Here is a 17,231-nt window from a genome sequence, read left to right as displayed (position 1 = left end):
GAGCAGCCCGGTAGCTCGTCAGGCTCATAACCTGAAGGCCGCAGGTTCAAATCCTGCCCCCGCAACCAAAAATAAAAACCCGTCGCACAAGCGGCGGGTTTTGACGTTTAAAGGGGCAATGACGGCAGGTAGCCCGTTGTGGACAGCGGGCCTGGAACGTCATCGAAGCTTCACGCTCCCGAAATACGATGTTCCGCCTGGGGGTGCCGATGCTGATTATTCTGGGTGGACTACCAGCCTCTGGAAAAAGCACGATAGCACAGGCTCTCGCCGTGCGGATCGGGGCTTGCTATCTTCGCGTGGATACCGTCGAGCAGGCAATTCGTTCTGCTGCGCCGCCATCGGCAGGGAATGAGGTCGGTCCGGCAGGATGGCTGCAGAAAACCTTCAGCTGGGCCGTACCGTCATAGTCGATTCGGTGAACGCGACGGAAATCACCCGTCAGGCATTCAGAGACGTCGCGGCAAAAGCCGGCAGTAGATGGGTTCAGGTCGAAGTTGCCTGTTCGGACGTCGAAACGCATCGCCGTCGCGCCGAGACGCGAATTATGACGGTCGAAGGATTGACGCCACCAGACTGGGATCAAATACAGAAACGCCACTTCGAGCCATGGAGCACTGATCTGCGCGTGGATACGTCCGTTCTGTCGGTGGAGGAAAGCGTCGAAACGATCATGAAATCGCTTTAAGCGTTGGGACGCCCACCTCCCATCGGCGGAGCTGGAAGCTTCAGCTGCCGGCTTTCACTTCGGCGATGAGGGGCGCATTGGGAGCAAGTGCGTTGCTGGATGGAGCGGCTTCCGTTGATTGCGATACGCATGCCGCTTCGCCCTGCAACTCATGAGCGTCGACCCGCATGGAGGAATTCTTTCTCCAGCCGCCGTGGAAATAAAGGATGGTCGACATCAGCAGGGTCGACAGCATCGCGGCCGGAAAGCTCAGCCAGAGCGCATCGGAACCAAGCTGTTCCCGCAGGCCAATAGCGACGCCGAGGCGCACAGGATACATCGATACGAAAAGAATGATGAGCGGCCAGATGACCTGGCCGTTTGCACGTACGGTTCCGAAGAGAACCATTGTCACGCCGAAAGCGATGAAACCCCAGGTGGCGATCTGACCGATGTGCTGGCCGATCGCGATGGCCGGGCTTTCAGCGCCGAGAAATATCTGCAGGGCCTGCCGGTCGGCGACCAGCAGCAGCCCGGCAAGGGCTCCGGTCATCAGCACTGCGTAGATCGTTCCGATGCGGGTTATGGAGCTGACGCGATCCCATTTTCCGGCGCCGATGTTCTGGGCCGCCATCGCACTGACCGCAGCACCCAACGCCATTGCCGGCATCTGCACATAGGTCCACAGCTGCTGTGTGGCGCCGAAGGCGGCTGTCGTGTCCACACCCTCGCGATTGACGAGCCGCATCATGGTCAGCATCGAGCTTGAGACAACGATCATCTGGATGCCCATCGGCAGACCCTTGACAAAGATCAGCTTCAACAACTTCTGGTCCGGAACAAGAAGCCACAACTCCCTGCCGCGCAGACGCAACGGGAGATCGCGATGGTAGATATAGTAGAGCATCGCCGCCAGACTTATGTAATTGGCGACAGCTGTCGCCAGTGCGGACCCGGCAATACCGAGCGCAGGCAGCGGACCCCAACCCAGGATGAAGAAGGGGTTGAGCCCTATATCGAGGAGCACCGCCATTCCCATGAATATCAGCGGGGTCACGGCGTCGCCGCTGCCGCGCAGTGCCATCATCAGGATTGTCTGCATCAGGATCGCCGGCATGGCCAGAAAAGTGACCTGCAGGAACGCACGCGCCAGCGGTTCTATGGTTTCAGGAGTTCCCAGCAGCGCCAGAACTTTTGGGGCGAGCAGCCAGCCGATGACCGCGACCACGATGCTGAGCGGTACGAAAGTGCCGACCGTGGTGCCCGCTATGGTGCGCGCCGTTTCTATATCCCGTCGCCCGAAAGCCTGTCCGATGAGGATCGTCGATGCCATGCCGAAACCGAAGACGAAAGCGGTCAGCAGAAACATGACCAGATTGCCGTTCGTCGTTGCGGCAAGTGCGTATTCGCCCAGCAACTGCCCGATCCAGATCGTGTCGATGGAACCATTAGCCGATTGCAATATGGACGAGCCAAGGGTCGGCAGGGCAAAGAGCAGCAGAGCCTGGTTGATCGGGGCTGTCGTCAGGTCGATGCTCTGTTTCATAAGTCCTCGTGATCGAAACGATGTGCCGGGAGCAATTGACAGGAAACTTCGCAAACCTGGAACGACTGCCATCATTATTCTGTTCCGGTTTAAAGCATGATCCGACCCGAGTGGAACGAGGATCGATAAGGATTATGCCAGAAATAGAACAGCTTAGAGCGTCGATCTGATTCAGTCAGATCGAAACGCGCTCTAATGTTGGCAGTTTGCGCGCCGTGGGTAAAGTCACGGAAAAGAATGCCGCATAGGATGCAAAGCGCAGGTGTGGCTCTTTTATGCCATTCCCACCACCCAAAAGATTGCTAATATGAACTTGGGCATGGAGGGGCCCGATCCATGAAAGGTCTGGCAGACGCATCCACGCTGGGTGTCAACGAGGATAACGGCGAGAATGCCAGCGAGGGTGTCGGCGATCCGCGCCCCGGCGAAGGGCTGTACCGGTTGTCACAGCCAAGGCCGGGCGACAATGCCCCGACAGGCACGGACCAGCTCGACTGGCTCGCCGCCATGATCAATCACGTGCCGGATTTCATCTATGCCAAGGACCTGCAAGGGCGGTTCCTGTTTGCCAACGATGCGGTGGTCCGCAACAATGGCCTGTCAGACATCAATGAACTCATCGGGCTGACGGACGTCGATATTCACGGCCAAGCAGCGATTACGGCGCGCATTTCCGAGATCGAAAGGCGGGTCATGGAAAGCGGCGTGCCTGACCTCGGCTATGAAGAGCGCGCCATGCGCGGCGGAGCGGATCGCTGGCTGATGATTTCGCGCGTCCCACTGCGCGACAGGAGCGGCAACATCATCGGTGTCGTGGGCGTCTCGCGCGACATTTCCATCAAGAAGAAGGCCGAGCGCTTCATGCAGGTGCAGGCCCGCATTCTGGAAATGACGGTGAGCGCCGTTGCGATATCGGAATTCGTAGATCAACTGGCCAGGTTGCTGGAAAGCCTTGCCGGGGGCGTTCGATGCGTCGCCGTCGTGACCGGTCAAAACGCAGATGATGTCATTATTTCGGCCCCCTCGCTGCCTTCGCTGGCGACTGGTCTGAGACAGGCGCCGCTTTCCCCGGCGCGCCTTGAAGCTGCACTGGCAGCGCTTGCTCCTGAAAACGAAGCGATATTCTCCATCGAAATTCCTTCGGCGGACGGTACGGGGCATGGCGTTCTGGGTTTCATGGTCGATGGCGAGGTTTCCGATGATCGCGGCTTGCGGGAGTTTCTGGCCACCGCCGCAGGGATGGCTGGAATTGCCATCGACAGGCGCATCGCCGACGAGCGCATCCGCTATCTGGCCGAGCACGACGCGCTGACCGGGCTGGCGAACCGGGCCTTTCTGGAACGGCAACTCGAACAGATGCTCGATCAGGCGTCTAGCCATTCACGGAAGGTGGCCGTCGGCTTTCTCGATCTGGACCAGTTCAAGCCGGTCAACGATACGCTCGGCCATGCTGCCGGAGACAGGCTTTTGCAGCAGGTTGCCGGGCGGATTTTGCTTCTGCTCGGCGAGGGTGAACTTGCCGGTCGCATGGGCGGCGATGAATTCATTCTGGTTCTGAAGGCAGACGAAGGGGATTTCTGTTCCCGGCTTGATGAGATACGGCGCAGGGTAAGCGAGCCGGTGGAACTGGGTGGAACCTCTCTGGAGGTCACGTGCAGCATTGGTGTCGCCTGTTTTCCCAGACATGGCCGGTCGGCAGGGGATCTGCTCGCGGCTGCGGACGCTGCCATGTATGAGGCCAAGGCGAAGGGCCGCAACAGCGTCTGTATCTATTCTGTCGAGATGCCGCGCGACTTCGCATCAGATGGAAGCGGACAGCCATAGTTCTTGCGCGATGTTCAACCGATCTTCGCCTTGACGAACACGTCATAACGCGTGCTCTTGCCGAGGAACTGATGGGAGGGCTTGCGCAATCCGGCCATGGGATCGGCGCGCAACGGCCATTTGAGCACCACACGGTATTGCGCTGCCTCGAGCGCCACCTGCATCAACCTTTCGGCATCCGGATCGGTGCCGACGATTTCGCGAATCTGCCGCATTTCCTTTTTGACGAGCGCACTGTTGCCGCGCGGCGGATGCATCGGGTCAACCAGCACGACTTGCGGCTTCAATTCGGGCAGGAGCAGGCAGGAATCGCCGTGCAAAAGCGTCATGCGGGCAACAGTCTCGGCATAGCGGCCTCCTTCCGCGGCTGCACGCGCCAGCCCTTCGGCGAGAAGCCCGTGCATCTTTTCGGAGCGCTCGATCAAGGTCACTTTCGCGCCGAGGGAAGCCAGCAGAAAGGCATCGCGCCCAAGGCCAGCCGTTGCGTCGACGATTTCCGGCGTGGCATCCCGCGTCAGTCCGGCGGCCCTGGCGAGAGCCTGACCGCGTCCTTCGCCGGAGCGGAACCGGTGGCCGACAGCGCCGCCGACGAAATCAACGACCAGTTCTGATGTATCGATTTTCTGCGACATGGATGCTCTCAGAAAGGGCAGGGCGCGGTGAAGGTAACAGCGCGGCCATCGGGGTGCCGGAAGGAAAGTTCTTCCGCATGCAGCAACAGGCGGTCTGCGGCAGCAAGCGCTTCGCCTTCGGCGTAAAACTCGTCGCCGAGGATCACATGGCCAATCGCTTTCATATGCACGCGCAGCTGGTGCGTGCGGCCCGTCAGGGGAAAGAGCCGCAGCCGGGTCGTGCGCTCGCTGCGATCGAGCACCTGCCAGCGTGTCTGCGCGGGCTTGCCGTGCTCGTGATCGACACGATGACGCGGCTTGTTGTCGGGATCAATCGCCAGCGGCAGGTCGATGAGCCCTTCGTCTTCTTCAACGTTCCCCCAGACGATGGCTATATAGGATTTTTGCGTCGTGCGCGCCTCGAACTGCGCGGCGATGGCGGCATGCGCCTTGCGATCGAGCGACATCAGGACGATGCCTGACGTATCCTTGTCGAGACGGTTGATCATCTGCGCTTGCGGAAATGTTTCCTGAACGCGCGTTGCGAGACTGTCATACAGGGAAGGATGGCGTCCGGGTACGGACAGGAGACCGCTCGGTTTGTCCAGCACGAGAAAGCCCGCATCGCGATGAAGGATCGAGACATAGGGTTCCAGCGGGGGATGATAGATGGGAGCAACGGCTGATAACACACTCATGAGGCTCTTCTAGCACGGTTTGCGCCGTGCGGAGAAGCACGCGCTTATACCGGCGGCGGTAAATGATGCGCTGTTCACCGGATGGCTGGATGTTCTTGCAAGGAAATAAATGGCGGAGAGGGAGGGATTCGAACCCCCGATGGAGTTGCCCCCATGCCGCATTTCGAGTGCGGTGCTTTCAACCACTCAGCCACCTCTCCGCGTTGTGCAGCACTGTAAAACGACCCTTGAAGAATCGCACAGTAACAAGCATCAATGACGAATGCCGAGCGTGCAGCGGCTCAATAACGGGCCAGCGCCGATTAGACAAGAGCTAATTTGCATTCCCTTGTGAAAATTCTTGACTTTTCTGCCGCTTCGCACTTATAAGCACCAGACCTTAGGCGTGGGGTGATCCGCGCCTATTGTTTTGATTGCAGATTTCGGGCTTTTCCGGGGCTGCGATCAAGGGCAAAAGCCCGCTCATCAACCGACTGATAAAAAGACGGCCCATCGCTTCGACGCCAATGTCGCAGAATGAGAGCCGGACCGAACAACCGAAAGGACAACAAATGTTCGCAGTCATCAAGACCGGTGGCAAGCAGTATCGCGTTGCCGCAAACGACCTCATCAAGGTCGAAAAAGTTGCTGGCGAAGCCGGTGACATCGTAGAATTCGCAGAAGTCCTGATGGTCGGCTCGACCATTGGCGCCCCGACCGTCGCCGGTGCTCTCGTCACCGCCGAAGTCGTTGAACAGGGCCGTGCCCGCAAGGTCATCGCGTTCAAGAAGCGTCGCCGTCAGAACTCGAAGCGCACCCGCGGCCATCGTCAGGAACTGACGACCATCCGCATCTCGGAAATCCTCACCGACGGCGCGAAGCCTTCCAAGAAGGCCGCCGAGAAGAAGGCTCCGAAGGCAGACGCCGTCGAAGGCGAAGCCGCAAAGCCGAAGAAGGCAGCGCCCAAGAAGGCCGCAGCCAAGGCCGAGTCGGCTGAGTAAACAGAGAGATTAAAGGAGAACACCAATGGCACACAAAAAAGCTGGCGGTTCCTCGCGTAACGGTCGCGATTCAGAATCCAAACGCCTTGGCGTGAAGAAGTTCGGCGGCGAAGCTGTGCTCGCCGGCAACATCATCGTGCGCCAACGCGGCACGAAGTGGCATCCGGGCGCCAATGTCGGCCTCGGCAAGGACCACACGATTTTTGCAACCGTAAACGGCTCCGTGTCTTTCCGCACGAAAGCCAACGGTCGCACGTACGTGTCGGTTAACCCGATCGCGGAAGCAGCAGAGTAAGCCGGGCACTCTCACAAGCACCGGCGTCCCATCGGACCCGGTGTAAATGGCAGCCTAGCCAAAAGATCGAAGGGAAGATGGGGCCACCCATCTTCCCTTTTTGCATTTGGGCGCATCTCGAAAAGTGCGAAGCGGTTTTCAAACAAGGTGCGCTCAAATGAAACGCTCTGGAGGAACGAAAAATGGTTGTCGAAGTTCTGGAAGAAGATTGTTACGACGCAAGCAGTAGCGAAAGAAGAGGCAGTTACGCAGATCTGTCGCCCGGCCTGGAGGATGCAAAGGCTCCCGACCTGGCCTACGAGCTGGACTGCCCCGTCCTCGTCACCGAAAGGCTGGTGCTGCGCCCGCCGCATGTCGAAGACGTGGATGCGATTTCCTATCTTGCCAATAACGCCCGCGTCTCCAGTATGCTTGCCCGTATGCCGCATCCATACACGCGTGAAAACGCCGTCGACTTTGTCGAGCGCGTGCGAAAAGGCGAGATGGGCAATTGCATCTACGCGATCACGCAAGCGGAAACCGGCATCTTCATGGGCTGCTGCGGCATTCATCCGCTCGATCGTGGCGACGGGCTTGAAATCGGCTACTGGCTGGGCGAACCCTATTGGGGGCATGGCTTTGCCACCGAGGCCGCGCACGCCCTGATCGATCTGGCTTTTCGTGCGACCGCCATCGAACGGCTGCGTGTCTCGTGCCATGCCATCAATGGCGGTTCGCGCCGGGTGATCCACAAGTGCGGCTTCCAGTTCAGCAGCATGGGCATGGCCGACTCGCTCGCCGCAGGCAATGTGCCGGTCGAGCGCTATGTCCTCGATCGGCGTACCTGGATCGGGCTGAGAAGCTGGCAGTCGTAAGGGCTGTTCCAAAACTAGCCCTGTGTGGCTGCAAAATGGTCCTGCGTGAAGCCCTTCCGGCTGGCGCAGGACCGATAATCATCGGGGAATGACATGATGGATACCCACTCAATCGCACGCGACAGGATCGTGGTGCGCGCGCTCGAAAAGGGCGACCTGCATCGTTACCGGGCCATAAGGTTGAGCGCCTTGCAGCGCGCGCCGATGGCCTTCGGTTCGAGTTTCGAGGAAGAAAACGCCTATTCGGACAGCGTCTTCGCACGCCGCCTGGAACAGGTGAACGGCAATGTGGTCTTCGGGGCCTTCGATGGCGAAAACCTGCTGGGAACGGCGGGCATGTTCCGCCATGATCGCAGGTCCGAGCGCCATCGCGGCACGCTCTGGGGCGTCTATGTGGCTCCCGAAGCGCGCGGGCTGCAACTCGGCCAGGCGCTTGTCGGCAAGGTCATCGACCATGCGGCAACGCAGGTCGTCGTTCTGGATGCCAAGGTGGTCGCCACGAACGAAGCCGCAAAACGCGTCTATTATGCGCTCGGCTTCAAGACTTACGGCGTCGAACCCAAGTCGCTTTACGTTCAGGGCCAGTATCTGGATCAGGAATTGATCTATATCGATTTCACCGATCCTGAACGAAACCGGAAATAGGCGGAAACCGGCTTCCTCGACTGTTTGCAGGAAGCCGGTTTTGCTGTAATTGCAACACACCACATGCGGGCGCGCCCGCATGTAATTCCTATTCAGGGCGCGCGCCGCCCAAAAGCCTGCCGCAGCGCGGGCATCAAGAAGGTTACGTTCAGATGAAGTTTCTCGATCAGGCAAAGATCTATATCCGCTCCGGCAATGGCGGGGCGGGGGCGGTTTCGTTCCGCCGCGAGAAATTTCTCGAATTCGGCGGTCCAGACGGCGGCGACGGCGGACGCGGCGGCGATGTGTGGGTGGAGGCCGTGGACGGTCTCAACACGCTGATCGATTACCGCTATCAGCAGCACTTCCGGGCCAAGACCGGCATGCACGGCATGGGCCGCAACATGACCGGCGGCAAGGGCGACGACGTTGTTCTCAAGGTGCCGGTCGGCACGCAGATTTTCGAGGAAGACGACGAAACGCTGATCTGCGACATTACCGAGATAGGCCAGCGCTATCGTCTCGCCAAGGGCGGAAACGGGGGCTTCGGCAACCTGCATTTCACCACCTCGACCAACCGCGCGCCGCGCCGCGCCAATCCCGGGCAGGAAGGCATCGAGCGCACCATCTGGCTGCGCCTGAAGCTGATTGCCGATGCCGGTCTGGTCGGCCTGCCCAATGCCGGAAAGTCCACTTTCCTCGCAAGCGTGACAGCGGCGAAGCCGAAGATTGCCGATTATCCTTTCACCACGCTGCATCCCAATCTGGGCGTCGCGCGTGTGGATGGCCGCGAGTTCGTCATTGCCGATATTCCGGGCCTGATCGAAGGGGCGAGCGAAGGCGTCGGCCTTGGCGACCGTTTCCTCGGTCATGTCGAGCGCACGCGGGTTCTGCTCCATCTGGTGTCAGCGCAGGAAGAAGATGTGGCCAAGGCCTATCGGGTCATTCGCGGCGAGCTGGAAGCCTATGAGCACGGGCTTGCGGACAAGCCGGAAATCGTGGCGCTGTCGCAGGTGGATACGCTGGATGCGGAAGCGCGCAAGGCCAAGGTCAAGGCGCTGAAAAAGGCATGCGGACGCGATCCGCTGCTGCTTTCGGCGGTCAGCCATGAAGGTTTGAACGATGCGTTGCGCCAGCTTGCTGCCGTGATTGATCAGAGCCGCGCCGCAGAGGCCGGTACGGCGCAAGCCGAAGACTAAGCGTCGGATTTTATTTGGGCGCGCATCTTATCCGAAAACCGTTTCACACTTTTCGGGATGCGCTTTGGATGCGGCGAGGGAATGAAACATGCTGAAGAAACTGAAGGACTATCGCCGCATCGTTGTCAAAATCGGGTCCGCCCTTCTGGTGGATCGCGCAACCGGCCTCAAGCGCGACTGGCTGGAAAGCCTGGGGCAGGATATTGCAGCGCTTCATCACGCAGGCGTCGAGGTGCTGGTGGTTTCTTCCGGTGCGATCGCGCTTGGCCGCACCGTCCTCGGCCTGCCGAAAAAGGCGCTCAAGCTTGAGGAAAGCCAGGCCGCTGCCGCCGCCGGCCAGATCGCGCTCGCCAAGGCCTATGCGGATGTGCTCGGCGGACATTCCATCCGTTCCGGACAGATTCTGGTCACGCTTTCCGATACCGAGGAGCGCCGCCGCTATCTCAATGCGCGCGCGACCATCGAGACGCTTTTGAAGCTGAAGGCTGTGCCGGTCATCAACGAGAACGACACGGTGGCAACCACCGAAATCCGCTATGGCGACAATGATCGTCTCGCTGCGCGCGTGGCGACCATGATGGGCGCGGACCTTCTGGTTCTGCTCTCCGACATTGACGGGCTTTATACGGCCCCGCCGCACAAGAACCCGGACGCGGAGTTTCTGCCGCTGGTCGAAACCATCACGCCGCAGATCGAAGCCATGGCGGGAGCGGCGGCTTCCGAACTGTCGCGCGGCGGCATGAAGACCAAGCTCGATGCGGGCAAGATCGCCAATGCGGCCGGGACCGCGATGATCATCACATCGGGCACGCGTTTCGGCCCGCTTTCAGCCATCGATCGCGGCGAGCGCGCAACGCTGTTTGAACCGGCGCGTGCGCCGGTCAATGCGTGGAAGACGTGGATTTCCGGCAATCTGGAACCGGCTGGCCGGTTGACGGTGGATGCCGGTGCGGCCAAGGCGCTGAAATCCGGCAAATCGCTTCTGCCGGCGGGTGTGAAGGAAATCGACGGTCAATTCGAGCGCGGCGATACGGTCGCGGTGCTCAATGAGGACGGCCGCGAGATCGCGCGCGGACTGATCGCTTACGATGCCGAGGATGCGCGCAAGATCGCCGGCCATAAAAGCGATGAGATCAGCGAAATTCTTGGCTATGATGCGCGCGCGGCGATGATCCATCGCAACGATCTGGTCGTGCGCGCGGCCAGCAATGCGGAAGCGGTGTAAGGGGAGAGGACATGCTGACCAAGGCAGATACGGCAAACGATATTGCTGCCGTGATGGCGGAAGTGGGGCGCAAGGCGCGCGCTGCCGCCGCCCCACTTTCCATCGCCACTACCGAACAGAAGAACAAGGCGCTGATTGCCGCCGCCGAGGCGATGTTGGAAGCTCGGTCCGAGATTTTGGAAGCCAACAAGCTCGATCTCGCCAATGCGGAAAAGAACGGCATGGCGGCTTCTTTCGTCGACCGCCTGACGCTCGATGACAGCCGGATCGATGCCATCGCCGATGGTATCCGCGCCATCGCGGCGCTCCCTGATCCGGTGGGCGAGGTGATTGCCGAATGGGACCGTCCGAACGGCCTTCACATCGAGCGCGTGCGCACGCCGCTCGGTGTGATTGGCGTCATTTATGAGAGCCGCCCCAATGTAACCGCCGATGCCGGTGCGCTCTGCCTCAAGGCGGGTAATGCGGTTATCCTGCGCGGCGGCTCGGATTCGGCGCATTCGTCGGCTGCCATTCACAAAGCGCTGGTCAGGGGGCTTGAAGCCGCCAACCTGCCTGCCGATGCGATCCAGATCGTGCCGGTGACCGACCGCGCCGCTGTCGGCGAAATGCTGAAGGGCCTCAATGGCGCGATTGACGTAATCGTGCCGCGTGGCGGCAAAAGTCTTGTTGCGCGGGTCCAGTCGGAAGCGCGGGTGCCGGTCTTCGCGCATCTGGAAGGCATCTGCCATCTCTATATCGATAAAACAGCCGGTCTCGATATGGCGCGCAGAATTGCGCTCGACGCCAAGATGCGGCGCACCGGCATTTGCGGCGCTGCGGAAACGCTTCTGGTGGATCGTGCGGTGGCTGCGACACATCTGGCGCCGATCCTTGACGATCTTGCCGCCGCGGGCTGCGAAATTCGCGGCAGCACCGATGTGCTGGCGCTCTATCCGGCGAAGCCCGCCACGCAGGAGGACTGGTCGACAGAATATCTCGATGCGATCATTTCCGTTGCGCTGGTCGATGGCATTTCGGGCGCAATCGAACATATCAACCGCTATTCCTCGCATCACACCGAAGCCCTCGTGGCGGAAGATGCGGCAGCGGTTGCGCGTTTCTTCAACGAAATCGACTCGGCCATTCTCCTGCACAATGCCTCGACGCAATTTGCCGATGGCGGCGAGTTCGGCATGGGCGCCGAAATCGGCATCGCCACCGGCAAGATGCATGCGCGCGGGCCGGTTGGCGTCGAGCAGCTGACCTCGTTCAAATATCGCGTGCGCGGCAGCGGACAGGTTCGTGGTTAGTTTCGGATGAAGTTCGGCTTCGGGCTTTCCGCATTGAAGGAAAAATATCCGGGTGTCAGTGCGCATTATCTGCGCATGCCGCATGTCGAAAAGGGCATGGCGGTGGGGCTGTTCGGCGGCTCGTTCAATCCGCCGCATGGAGGCCATGCGCTGGTGGCGGAAATCGCGATCAGGCGGCTGAAGCTCGACCAGCTCTGGTGGATGGTGACGCCGGGAAATCCGCTGAAGGACAGCCGTGAACTGGCGCCGCTTGCCGAGCGGCTGAAGCTGAGCGAGGAAGTGGCGGAAGACCCACGCATCAAGGTGACGGCGCTGGAAGCTGCCTTCAACGTCCGCTATACGGCGGATACGCTGGCGCTCATCCGCGACGCCAATCCAGGCGTTCACTTCGTATGGGTGATGGGCGCCGACAATCTCGCCTCGTTCCATCGCTGGCAGCGCTGGCGCGAGATTGCGCAGAATTTCCCGATTGCGGTCATCGACCGGCCGGGCTCCACGCTCGCCTATCTGTCGTCGCGCATGGCGCAGACTTTTTCCGACAGCCGCATCGACGAACAATATGCGCCCATGCTGGCGCGGCGCACGCCTCCGGCCTGGACCTTCATCCATGGGCCGCGGTCGTCGCTTTCCTCCACCGCTATCCGCAAAACCCGTACCGCATCTTGATGGTTTCATGACAATTTCTGCAAGATATGGGTAGAACGGGCAAAGAAACTGAAAAAGTGAACGGGCTGGAAAAGCTCGTGCACTTGAAACAAAACAGGGACTCTGCCTATTTTAGGGAGTGTGGTGCTTACAACTGCCACATTGCGTTGTTCTGTTGAGAAAGGGATTACACTGAGAACAGCAATTGAGAAGAAGGCTCATCACGTGCCTTCCACGGTCGGGATGGACGAGTCCAATCTCGTGTCCCAGACCTTCGACGCGGCCTTGGCCAGTCTCGAAAACTCCAAGGCGGAATCCATCATCCCCATCGACATTCGCGGAAGATCAACGATCGGCGATTTTATGATCGTCGCGTCGGGCCGTTCGCATCGCCATGTGACGGCGGTTGCCGACCATCTTTTGCAGGCCCTGCGTGAAACAGGCTGCAAGGACATCCGGGTCGAAGGTCTCGAGAGTGGCGACTGGGTTCTCATCGATACCGGCGATATCATCGTCCATATCTTCCGACCGGAAGTCCGTGACTTCTACAATATCGAGAAGATCTGGCTCGACGAGGGTTTCGACGACGAACGAGCGCTGGAAACGGTGCATTAGGCCATTCTCGAGCCAAAAGTGCGAAGCGCTTTTGCGCGGAAGAATGCGTGAAAGAAAAGATTAAAGCGTGACACGCTTTAATTCGATGAATTGAGAGCGTCATGCGTGTGAGTGTTTTTGCCGTGGGCCGAATGAAAACCGGCCCCGAACGGGAACTGGTTGAGCGTTATTTCGACCGGTTTTCCAAGGCTGGGCCGCCTTTGGGGCTTGAATTCGCCGGTGTGAGCGAAATTCCGGAAAGCCGTGGCCAGACGGCGGAACTGCGCAAGGCCGAGGAAGCCCAGCGCATCCACGACGCGCTCGATAATGCCAGTTCTGGCGGCGCGGCCCTGATCCTGCTCGACGAGCGCGGCAAGGCGCTCGGATCGGAAGCTTTTGCGGCAGCGGTCGGACGGATGCGCGACGACGGCAAGCGCCAGCTTATCGTCGCCATTGGCGGGCCGGACGGTCACGATCCGGCATTGCGATCACGCGCCGATCTCGTTCTGGCGCTGGGCGAACTGACATGGCCGCACCAGATTGCCCGCATATTGATTGCCGAGCAGCTTTATCGCGCCGCCACCATTCTGGCAGGCCATCCCTATCATCGGTCGTGACGGTTTTTCATATTGAAGATTTCTGATTTCTCGTGAAGGTATTTTTTACTCTTCTTGATAGAACAAGGTATGGTACAAATATCAATGACGCCGAACTTGAAAGAAATGATTGGCCAGTTTTCTCGATTCCATCAATGATGAAATCGTATGAAAGTTCATTCAAGTTTGCTTTTGCGATATTGAGCGTTATTACTTTTATTATGAAGAATGCAATAAGGCACCCTGTTGTTTTTATATCGCGCCTTATCATGAAGTATAAAGATAATATGCCTAGAATAACAAGAAATACTTGTAATATTATAACAAAAACTATGGATGATCCGAGTAATATATTTTGGCGATATATTTCAATAATGACTTCCTCAGGAAATGCCTCTATTGTATAAAATATATCAAGTGAAATGAATATTACTGAGGATATTACGGCTACAATTGGAATTAGCAGAAAACCACCAATTCCAATTGGTTCTTTTTTAAAAAAATCATTAAACACTGTTTTTCCTTATATGATCATCAGGCTGATCTCAATCGCTTTTGGTTCTGTGGCCATCCCTATCATCAGTCGTGAAATGCGTAATGCAGGCGTACGCAGCCGCGGTCAAGCGTCTTGGCGCTGAGGAGAACAGGGCTCGCCTTGAAGCCGGTCGGCGGAAACAGCGGCATGCCGCCGCCGATGAGTTCGGGGATGACGTAAATCTCGATTTCATCCAGCGCGCCGCGTTCCAGAAATGCCATTTGCAACTGGCCGCCGCCGAGCATCCACACATCGCCGTCATCGAGCGCGCGCAGTTCCGCGATCAGCGCATCGACGTCGTGGCGGGTTTCAAGCGGCCCCCTGGGGTTTTCGACAGGCCGTGACGTGACCACGATGCATCTTTGGTCGCCATAGGCCCAGGGCGCATCGCTTTCAGCCACGAAGTCATAGGTGGCGCGACCCATGACAACAGTGCGGACCGACTGGATGAAGGTGCGGTAATCGTGCTCGCCCAGATCAGCGCCATCATATTTGAACAGCCAGTCGAGCCTGCCGTTCTCGTCCGCGATGAAGCCGTCGAGACTGGCGGCGATGTAGCCGACAATTTTCGCCATTGTGATTTCTCCGGTTGATTTATAAATGAATATACGTTTATATATTCACCATGGCAAGAACCAAATCCGTGCCCGATGAGGCAGTGCTCGACCGATTGTTGGCTGTCGTGGCGAAAGCCGGTCCCGATGGACTGACCTTCGCGCGGGCTGCAAAGGCGGCGGGGCTTTCTGCCGCCACGCTGGTCCAGCGTTACGGCAACAGCCAATCCATGCTTGAGGCGGTGCTGCTGCGGGCGTGGGACAAGCTCGATGCGGCAACGCGCGCGGCCGATGAAGATGCAGAGCCCGGCCCGCAGGGCGCGATCGACCTGCTGATGGCGCTGATGCCATCGGACGCCGCTGAATATAATGCCACCGACGGGCTTCTGCTTTTGCGCGAGGATATTCGCAATCCGGTGCTGCGGGCGCGGGGCGCGGCATGGGGCGTCTATCTGGCCGGTGCGCTCGGGCGACGTCTTTCCAGCGATGCGGAAAAAGCCGAACGTCTCGGCTGGCAGATGGCCAGCATCTGGCAGGGCGCGCATATCTGGTGGGCTTTCACGCGTTGCGAGCCAGCGGAGACCGCAATCCGCCGTGCCCTCACGGAGTGGCTGGAGGCGGCGACACCGTCCTGATTTCTGTTGTACGGTCATGCCCCGCTTTGTAGGCTTGATCGCAAGCAGCGGGAGGGCATTATGCGCGTCGAGCAACTGGATCATGTACAGCTTGCCATGCCGGAAGGCGGAGAAGAGCAGGCACGCGCCTTTTATGGAGACCTTCTGGGGCTGCCGGAGGTTCCGAAGCCGTCGAACCTTGCGGCCCGCGGCGGCTGCTGGTTCGAGCGCGGGGCTCTGAAAATTCATCTGGGCGTCGATCCGGCCTTCGTGGCTGCGCGCAAGGCGCATCCGGCATTTCTGATCGATGATCTTGATGATCTGATCGGTATCCTGTCCGAAGCCGGTCATCCGGTGAGCGAGGATGAGCCGCTGGCAGGCTACAAGCGCTGCTATGTTTCCGATCCTTTCGGAAACCGCATCGAGCTGATGGAGCGCCTTCCAACCTGATGCTGGCTGTTATGGTTGATGGTTCGTTAACGGTATCGGTCTAGGTTGCGGTTTCAGCCCTGAATTTCGCCTTGTTTCGTCCCGATAGAACAGCATGTACCCTGTACGCCTTTTCAAAAAACCAAGATTGCTTGCATCTGTGCACGCCGGCCTTGTCGTTGCCGGGTTGGCCGGACTGTCTGTGTGTGCGCCGTCCGCTCTTGCGCAGGAAGCCTTGCAGCAGCAGCGCGATCAGGCGGCGAGCGAATATGAAAAGCTCAGCAACGAACTTACCGTCACCGGCGACAGGCTGAAACAGCTCGAGGACGAGGTGGCCGGGCTGAAGAAGGACCAGACGACCATTACCGCTGCGCTGATCCAGTCGGCCAAGACCGACAAGAAGCTGCAGCAGGATATTGCCGATATCGCCGACAAGCTGACCGCGCTGCGCGAGCAGGAAGACGGCATCCGCGCCTCCCTGCGCGCAAGGCGTGGCGTTCTGGCCGAAGTGCTGGCCGCATTGCAGCGCATGGGCCTCAATCCGCCGCCCGCAATTCTGGTACGGCCCGACGACGCGCTCGCCTCGGTGCGCAGCGCCGTGCTTCTGGGCGCCGTGGTGCCCGAAATGCGCGAGCAGGTGGAGGAGCTGACCGGCGATCTGAAAGACATGCAGCGGGTCACCGCTTCCATTGCGGAAGAGCAGGAAAAGCTGAAGACGACGCGCACCGACCAGGCCGAAGAACAGAAACGGCAATCACTTCTTCTTGGGGAGAAGAAGAAATTGCAGGCGCAGTCGGAACAGGAAATCGAGGCGCAGCGCAAGCGTTCGGAAGAACTGGCGGCCAGGGCAGGCAGCCTGAAAGACCTTATCGACGGGCTCGACAAGCAGATGGCGGGCGTGCGCGATGCGGCCGAAGCAGCCCGCAAAGCCGAGGCGGATCGCCTTGCCGCAGCAAGGGAAAAGGCCGGGGAAACCGCGCCCGACGACAATCATCTGCGCGCGCAGGTCGATTTTGCCTCCTTGCAGGGCAAGCTCGCATTGCCTGCTGCGGGCAAGACGGTGCGCCGCTACGGCGAAAAGGACGGCGTCGGCGGTTCCATGATGGGGCAGGTGGTCGAAACCTTGCCCTCTGCCACGATTACGTCACCTTCCGATGGCGTGATACTTTACGCGGGCACATTCCGTTCCTACGGGCAGCTCTTGATACTCGACGCGGGCAATGGATATCATGTCGTAATGGCTGGCATGGGTCGAATCGACGTGTCGCAAGGCCAATTTGTACTTGCGGGAGAGCCGGTCGGCGCAATGGGAGAAAAACTTCTCGCAAGTGTTGCACCGATAGAGGTGGGCAATGGCGCGCCATTGCTTTACATTGAATTTCGAAAGGATGGAAAACCCGTCGATCCCGCACCGTGGTGGACCGAACGGCTTTCTGGAAGGACGTGAAA

21 protein-coding genes and 1 tRNA gene are annotated in these 17,231 nt (G+C 59.3%); 16 read left to right on the top strand and 6 right to left on the bottom strand.

Features of this window, described 5'->3' with window-relative positions; all coding sequences use genetic code 11:
- Window positions 1-188: 188 nt before the first annotated feature.
- Window positions 189-410 carry a P-loop nucleotide/nucleoside kinase family protein gene (locus JNC63_RS15975; protein ID WP_006469374.1) on the top strand — a complete coding sequence of 74 codons (222 nt, stop codon included), beginning with the start codon at window positions 189-191 and terminating at the stop codon, window positions 408-410.
- Window positions 371-688 carry a hypothetical protein gene (locus JNC63_RS15970; RefSeq protein ID WP_285671939.1) on the top strand — a complete coding sequence of 106 codons (318 nt, stop codon included), beginning with the start codon at window positions 371-373 and terminating at the stop codon, window positions 686-688. Before JNC63_RS15975 ends, JNC63_RS15970 begins: the two co-directional genes overlap by 40 nt.
- 40 nt (window positions 689-728) lie before the next feature.
- Here the strand turns inward: JNC63_RS15970 and JNC63_RS15965 are convergent, their stop codons facing one another.
- Window positions 729-2,213, bottom strand: coding sequence for an MATE family efflux transporter (locus JNC63_RS15965; RefSeq protein WP_100652480.1), 1,485 nt, complete (start codon window positions 2,211-2,213; stop codon window positions 729-731).
- A gap of 336 nt (window positions 2,214-2,549) precedes the next feature.
- Here JNC63_RS15965 and JNC63_RS15960 point away from each other — a divergent pair, with 336 nt between their 5' ends.
- Complete coding sequence (locus JNC63_RS15960) at window positions 2,550-4,037, top strand: diguanylate cyclase domain-containing protein (RefSeq protein WP_063620208.1); 1,488 nt, start codon at window positions 2,550-2,552, stop codon at window positions 4,035-4,037.
- A gap of 14 nt (window positions 4,038-4,051) precedes the next feature.
- On the opposite strand, the gene JNC63_RS15955 is transcribed toward JNC63_RS15960, so the two are convergent.
- The 3 genes from JNC63_RS15955 to JNC63_RS15945 all read right to left on the bottom strand — a co-directional run bounded on the left by JNC63_RS15955 (window position 4,052) and on the right by JNC63_RS15945 (window position 5,546).
- The gene (locus tag JNC63_RS15955) at window positions 4,052-4,669 is read right to left on the bottom strand and encodes a class I SAM-dependent methyltransferase (protein ID WP_063620207.1); all 618 of its coding nucleotides are present in this window, start codon (window positions 4,667-4,669) and stop codon (window positions 4,052-4,054) included.
- 8 nt (window positions 4,670-4,677) lie between these two features.
- Complete coding sequence (locus tag JNC63_RS15950; RefSeq protein WP_063620206.1) at window positions 4,678-5,346, bottom strand: pseudouridine synthase; 669 nt, start codon at window positions 5,344-5,346, stop codon at window positions 4,678-4,680.
- A 110-nt stretch (window positions 5,347-5,456) separates the two neighbouring features.
- Window positions 5,457-5,546: transfer RNA gene (locus tag JNC63_RS15945), tRNA-Ser, on the bottom strand.
- A 351-nt stretch (window positions 5,547-5,897) separates the two neighbouring features.
- Here JNC63_RS15945 and rplU point away from each other — a divergent pair.
- The 10 genes from rplU (at window position 5,898) to rlmH (ending at window position 13,671) form a co-directional block, all read left to right on the top strand.
- Complete coding sequence (gene rplU / locus JNC63_RS15940) at window positions 5,898-6,326, top strand: 50S ribosomal protein L21 (protein ID WP_063620210.1); 429 nt, start codon at window positions 5,898-5,900, stop codon at window positions 6,324-6,326.
- 25 nt (window positions 6,327-6,351) lie between these two features.
- Window positions 6,352-6,621, top strand: a complete 270-nt coding sequence (rpmA, locus tag JNC63_RS15935; RefSeq protein ID WP_002964927.1) for a 50S ribosomal protein L27 — start codon at window positions 6,352-6,354, stop codon at window positions 6,619-6,621.
- A 182-nt stretch (window positions 6,622-6,803) separates the two neighbouring features.
- Window positions 6,804-7,475 (top strand): GNAT family N-acetyltransferase, encoded by a 672-nt coding sequence (locus JNC63_RS15930; protein ID WP_063620205.1) that lies wholly within the window; start codon window positions 6,804-6,806, stop codon window positions 7,473-7,475.
- Between the two features lie 93 nt (window positions 7,476-7,568).
- On the top strand, window positions 7,569-8,120 hold the full coding sequence (locus JNC63_RS15925) for a GNAT family N-acetyltransferase (protein WP_063620204.1): 552 nt from the start codon (window positions 7,569-7,571) through the stop codon (window positions 8,118-8,120).
- Window positions 8,121-8,272: 152 nt separating this feature from the next.
- Window positions 8,273-9,298, top strand: coding sequence for a GTPase ObgE (obgE, locus tag JNC63_RS15920; RefSeq protein WP_021588113.1), 1,026 nt, complete (start codon window positions 8,273-8,275; stop codon window positions 9,296-9,298).
- A gap of 88 nt (window positions 9,299-9,386) precedes the next feature.
- Complete coding sequence (gene proB, locus JNC63_RS15915) at window positions 9,387-10,523, top strand: glutamate 5-kinase (protein WP_006467867.1); 1,137 nt, start codon at window positions 9,387-9,389, stop codon at window positions 10,521-10,523.
- Window positions 10,524-10,534: 11 nt separating this feature from the next.
- Window positions 10,535-11,815 carry a glutamate-5-semialdehyde dehydrogenase gene (locus JNC63_RS15910; protein ID WP_063620194.1) on the top strand — a complete coding sequence of 427 codons (1,281 nt, stop codon included), beginning with the start codon at window positions 10,535-10,537 and terminating at the stop codon, window positions 11,813-11,815.
- 6 nt (window positions 11,816-11,821) lie between these two features.
- Complete coding sequence (locus JNC63_RS15905) at window positions 11,822-12,481, top strand: nicotinate-nucleotide adenylyltransferase (protein ID WP_021588111.1); 660 nt, start codon at window positions 11,822-11,824, stop codon at window positions 12,479-12,481.
- Between the two features lie 222 nt (window positions 12,482-12,703).
- Window positions 12,704-13,075: a ribosome silencing factor gene (gene rsfS / locus JNC63_RS15900; protein WP_063620193.1), complete on the top strand. Its 372-nt coding sequence runs from the start codon at window positions 12,704-12,706 to the stop codon at window positions 13,073-13,075.
- A gap of 101 nt (window positions 13,076-13,176) precedes the next feature.
- Window positions 13,177-13,671 carry a 23S rRNA (pseudouridine(1915)-N(3))-methyltransferase RlmH gene (gene rlmH / locus JNC63_RS15895; protein WP_006467863.1) on the top strand — a complete coding sequence of 165 codons (495 nt, stop codon included), beginning with the start codon at window positions 13,177-13,179 and terminating at the stop codon, window positions 13,669-13,671.
- A gap of 7 nt (window positions 13,672-13,678) precedes the next feature.
- On the opposite strand, the gene JNC63_RS15890 is transcribed toward rlmH, so the two are convergent.
- Together JNC63_RS15890 and JNC63_RS15885 are read right to left on the bottom strand one after the other, a co-directional pair.
- Complete coding sequence (locus JNC63_RS15890) at window positions 13,679-14,164, bottom strand: DUF2569 family protein (RefSeq protein WP_075042063.1); 486 nt, start codon at window positions 14,162-14,164, stop codon at window positions 13,679-13,681.
- A gap of 65 nt (window positions 14,165-14,229) precedes the next feature.
- Window positions 14,230-14,760 carry a dihydrofolate reductase family protein gene (locus tag JNC63_RS15885; protein ID WP_063620192.1) on the bottom strand — a complete coding sequence of 177 codons (531 nt, stop codon included), beginning with the start codon at window positions 14,758-14,760 and terminating at the stop codon, window positions 14,230-14,232.
- Window positions 14,761-14,810: 50 nt separating this feature from the next.
- Between JNC63_RS15885 and JNC63_RS15880 the strand changes: the two genes are divergently transcribed.
- The 3 genes from JNC63_RS15880 to JNC63_RS15870 all read left to right on the top strand — a co-directional run bounded on the left by JNC63_RS15880 (window position 14,811) and on the right by JNC63_RS15870 (window position 17,229).
- Complete coding sequence (locus tag JNC63_RS15880) at window positions 14,811-15,374, top strand: hypothetical protein (protein WP_063620191.1); 564 nt, start codon at window positions 14,811-14,813, stop codon at window positions 15,372-15,374.
- 60 nt (window positions 15,375-15,434) lie between these two features.
- Window positions 15,435-15,803 (top strand): VOC family protein, encoded by a 369-nt coding sequence (locus JNC63_RS15875; RefSeq protein WP_063620190.1) that lies wholly within the window; start codon window positions 15,435-15,437, stop codon window positions 15,801-15,803.
- A 94-nt stretch (window positions 15,804-15,897) separates the two neighbouring features.
- A complete protein-coding gene (locus JNC63_RS15870; RefSeq protein ID WP_374846475.1) occupies window positions 15,898-17,229 on the top strand; it encodes a murein hydrolase activator EnvC family protein in 1,332 nt (443 codons plus the stop codon).
- The last annotated feature ends 2 nt before the right edge of the window (window positions 17,230-17,231 follow it).

The organism is Brucella ciceri, from assembly GCF_041930145.1.
GTDB lineage: Bacteria > Pseudomonadota > Alphaproteobacteria > Rhizobiales > Rhizobiaceae > Brucella > Brucella intermedia.
This window is presented reverse-complemented; position numbering and strand designations above follow the sequence as displayed.

What these genes read in the sequence shown, in the direction of transcription:
- JNC63_RS15955 (WP_063620207.1), bottom strand. Translation starts at nt 4,669, where the DNA reads ATGTCGCAGAAAATCGATACATCAGAACTGGTCGTTGATTTCGTCGGC.
- JNC63_RS15870 (WP_374846475.1), top strand. Translation starts at nt 15,898, where the DNA reads ATGTACCCTGTACGCCTTTTCAAAAAACCAAGATTGCTTGCATCTGTG.
- obgE (WP_021588113.1), top strand. Translation starts at nt 8,273, where the DNA reads ATGAAGTTTCTCGATCAGGCAAAGATCTATATCCGCTCCGGCAATGGC.
- JNC63_RS15880 (WP_063620191.1), top strand. Translation starts at nt 14,811, where the DNA reads ATGGCAAGAACCAAATCCGTGCCCGATGAGGCAGTGCTCGACCGATTG.
- JNC63_RS15965 (WP_100652480.1), bottom strand. Translation starts at nt 2,213, where the DNA reads ATGAAACAGAGCATCGACCTGACGACAGCCCCGATCAACCAGGCTCTG.
- rplU (WP_063620210.1), top strand. Translation starts at nt 5,898, where the DNA reads ATGTTCGCAGTCATCAAGACCGGTGGCAAGCAGTATCGCGTTGCCGCA.
- rpmA (WP_002964927.1), top strand. Translation starts at nt 6,352, where the DNA reads ATGGCACACAAAAAAGCTGGCGGTTCCTCGCGTAACGGTCGCGATTCA.
- JNC63_RS15960 (WP_063620208.1), top strand. Translation starts at nt 2,550, where the DNA reads ATGAAAGGTCTGGCAGACGCATCCACGCTGGGTGTCAACGAGGATAAC.
- JNC63_RS15950 (WP_063620206.1), bottom strand. Translation starts at nt 5,346, where the DNA reads ATGAGTGTGTTATCAGCCGTTGCTCCCATCTATCATCCCCCGCTGGAA.
- JNC63_RS15905 (WP_021588111.1), top strand. Translation starts at nt 11,822, where the DNA reads ATGAAGTTCGGCTTCGGGCTTTCCGCATTGAAGGAAAAATATCCGGGT.
- JNC63_RS15885 (WP_063620192.1), bottom strand. Translation starts at nt 14,760, where the DNA reads ATGGCGAAAATTGTCGGCTACATCGCCGCCAGTCTCGACGGCTTCATC.
- JNC63_RS15910 (WP_063620194.1), top strand. Translation starts at nt 10,535, where the DNA reads ATGCTGACCAAGGCAGATACGGCAAACGATATTGCTGCCGTGATGGCG.
- JNC63_RS15875 (WP_063620190.1), top strand. Translation starts at nt 15,435, where the DNA reads ATGCGCGTCGAGCAACTGGATCATGTACAGCTTGCCATGCCGGAAGGC.
- rlmH (WP_006467863.1), top strand. Translation starts at nt 13,177, where the DNA reads ATGCGTGTGAGTGTTTTTGCCGTGGGCCGAATGAAAACCGGCCCCGAA.
- JNC63_RS15930 (WP_063620205.1), top strand. Translation starts at nt 6,804, where the DNA reads ATGGTTGTCGAAGTTCTGGAAGAAGATTGTTACGACGCAAGCAGTAGC.
- rsfS (WP_063620193.1), top strand. Translation starts at nt 12,704, where the DNA reads ATGGACGAGTCCAATCTCGTGTCCCAGACCTTCGACGCGGCCTTGGCC.
- JNC63_RS15975 (WP_006469374.1), top strand. Translation starts at nt 189, where the DNA reads ATGTTCCGCCTGGGGGTGCCGATGCTGATTATTCTGGGTGGACTACCA.
- JNC63_RS15925 (WP_063620204.1), top strand. Translation starts at nt 7,569, where the DNA reads ATGATGGATACCCACTCAATCGCACGCGACAGGATCGTGGTGCGCGCG.
- JNC63_RS15970 (WP_285671939.1), top strand. Translation starts at nt 371, where the DNA reads ATGGCTGCAGAAAACCTTCAGCTGGGCCGTACCGTCATAGTCGATTCG.
- proB (WP_006467867.1), top strand. Translation starts at nt 9,387, where the DNA reads ATGCTGAAGAAACTGAAGGACTATCGCCGCATCGTTGTCAAAATCGGG.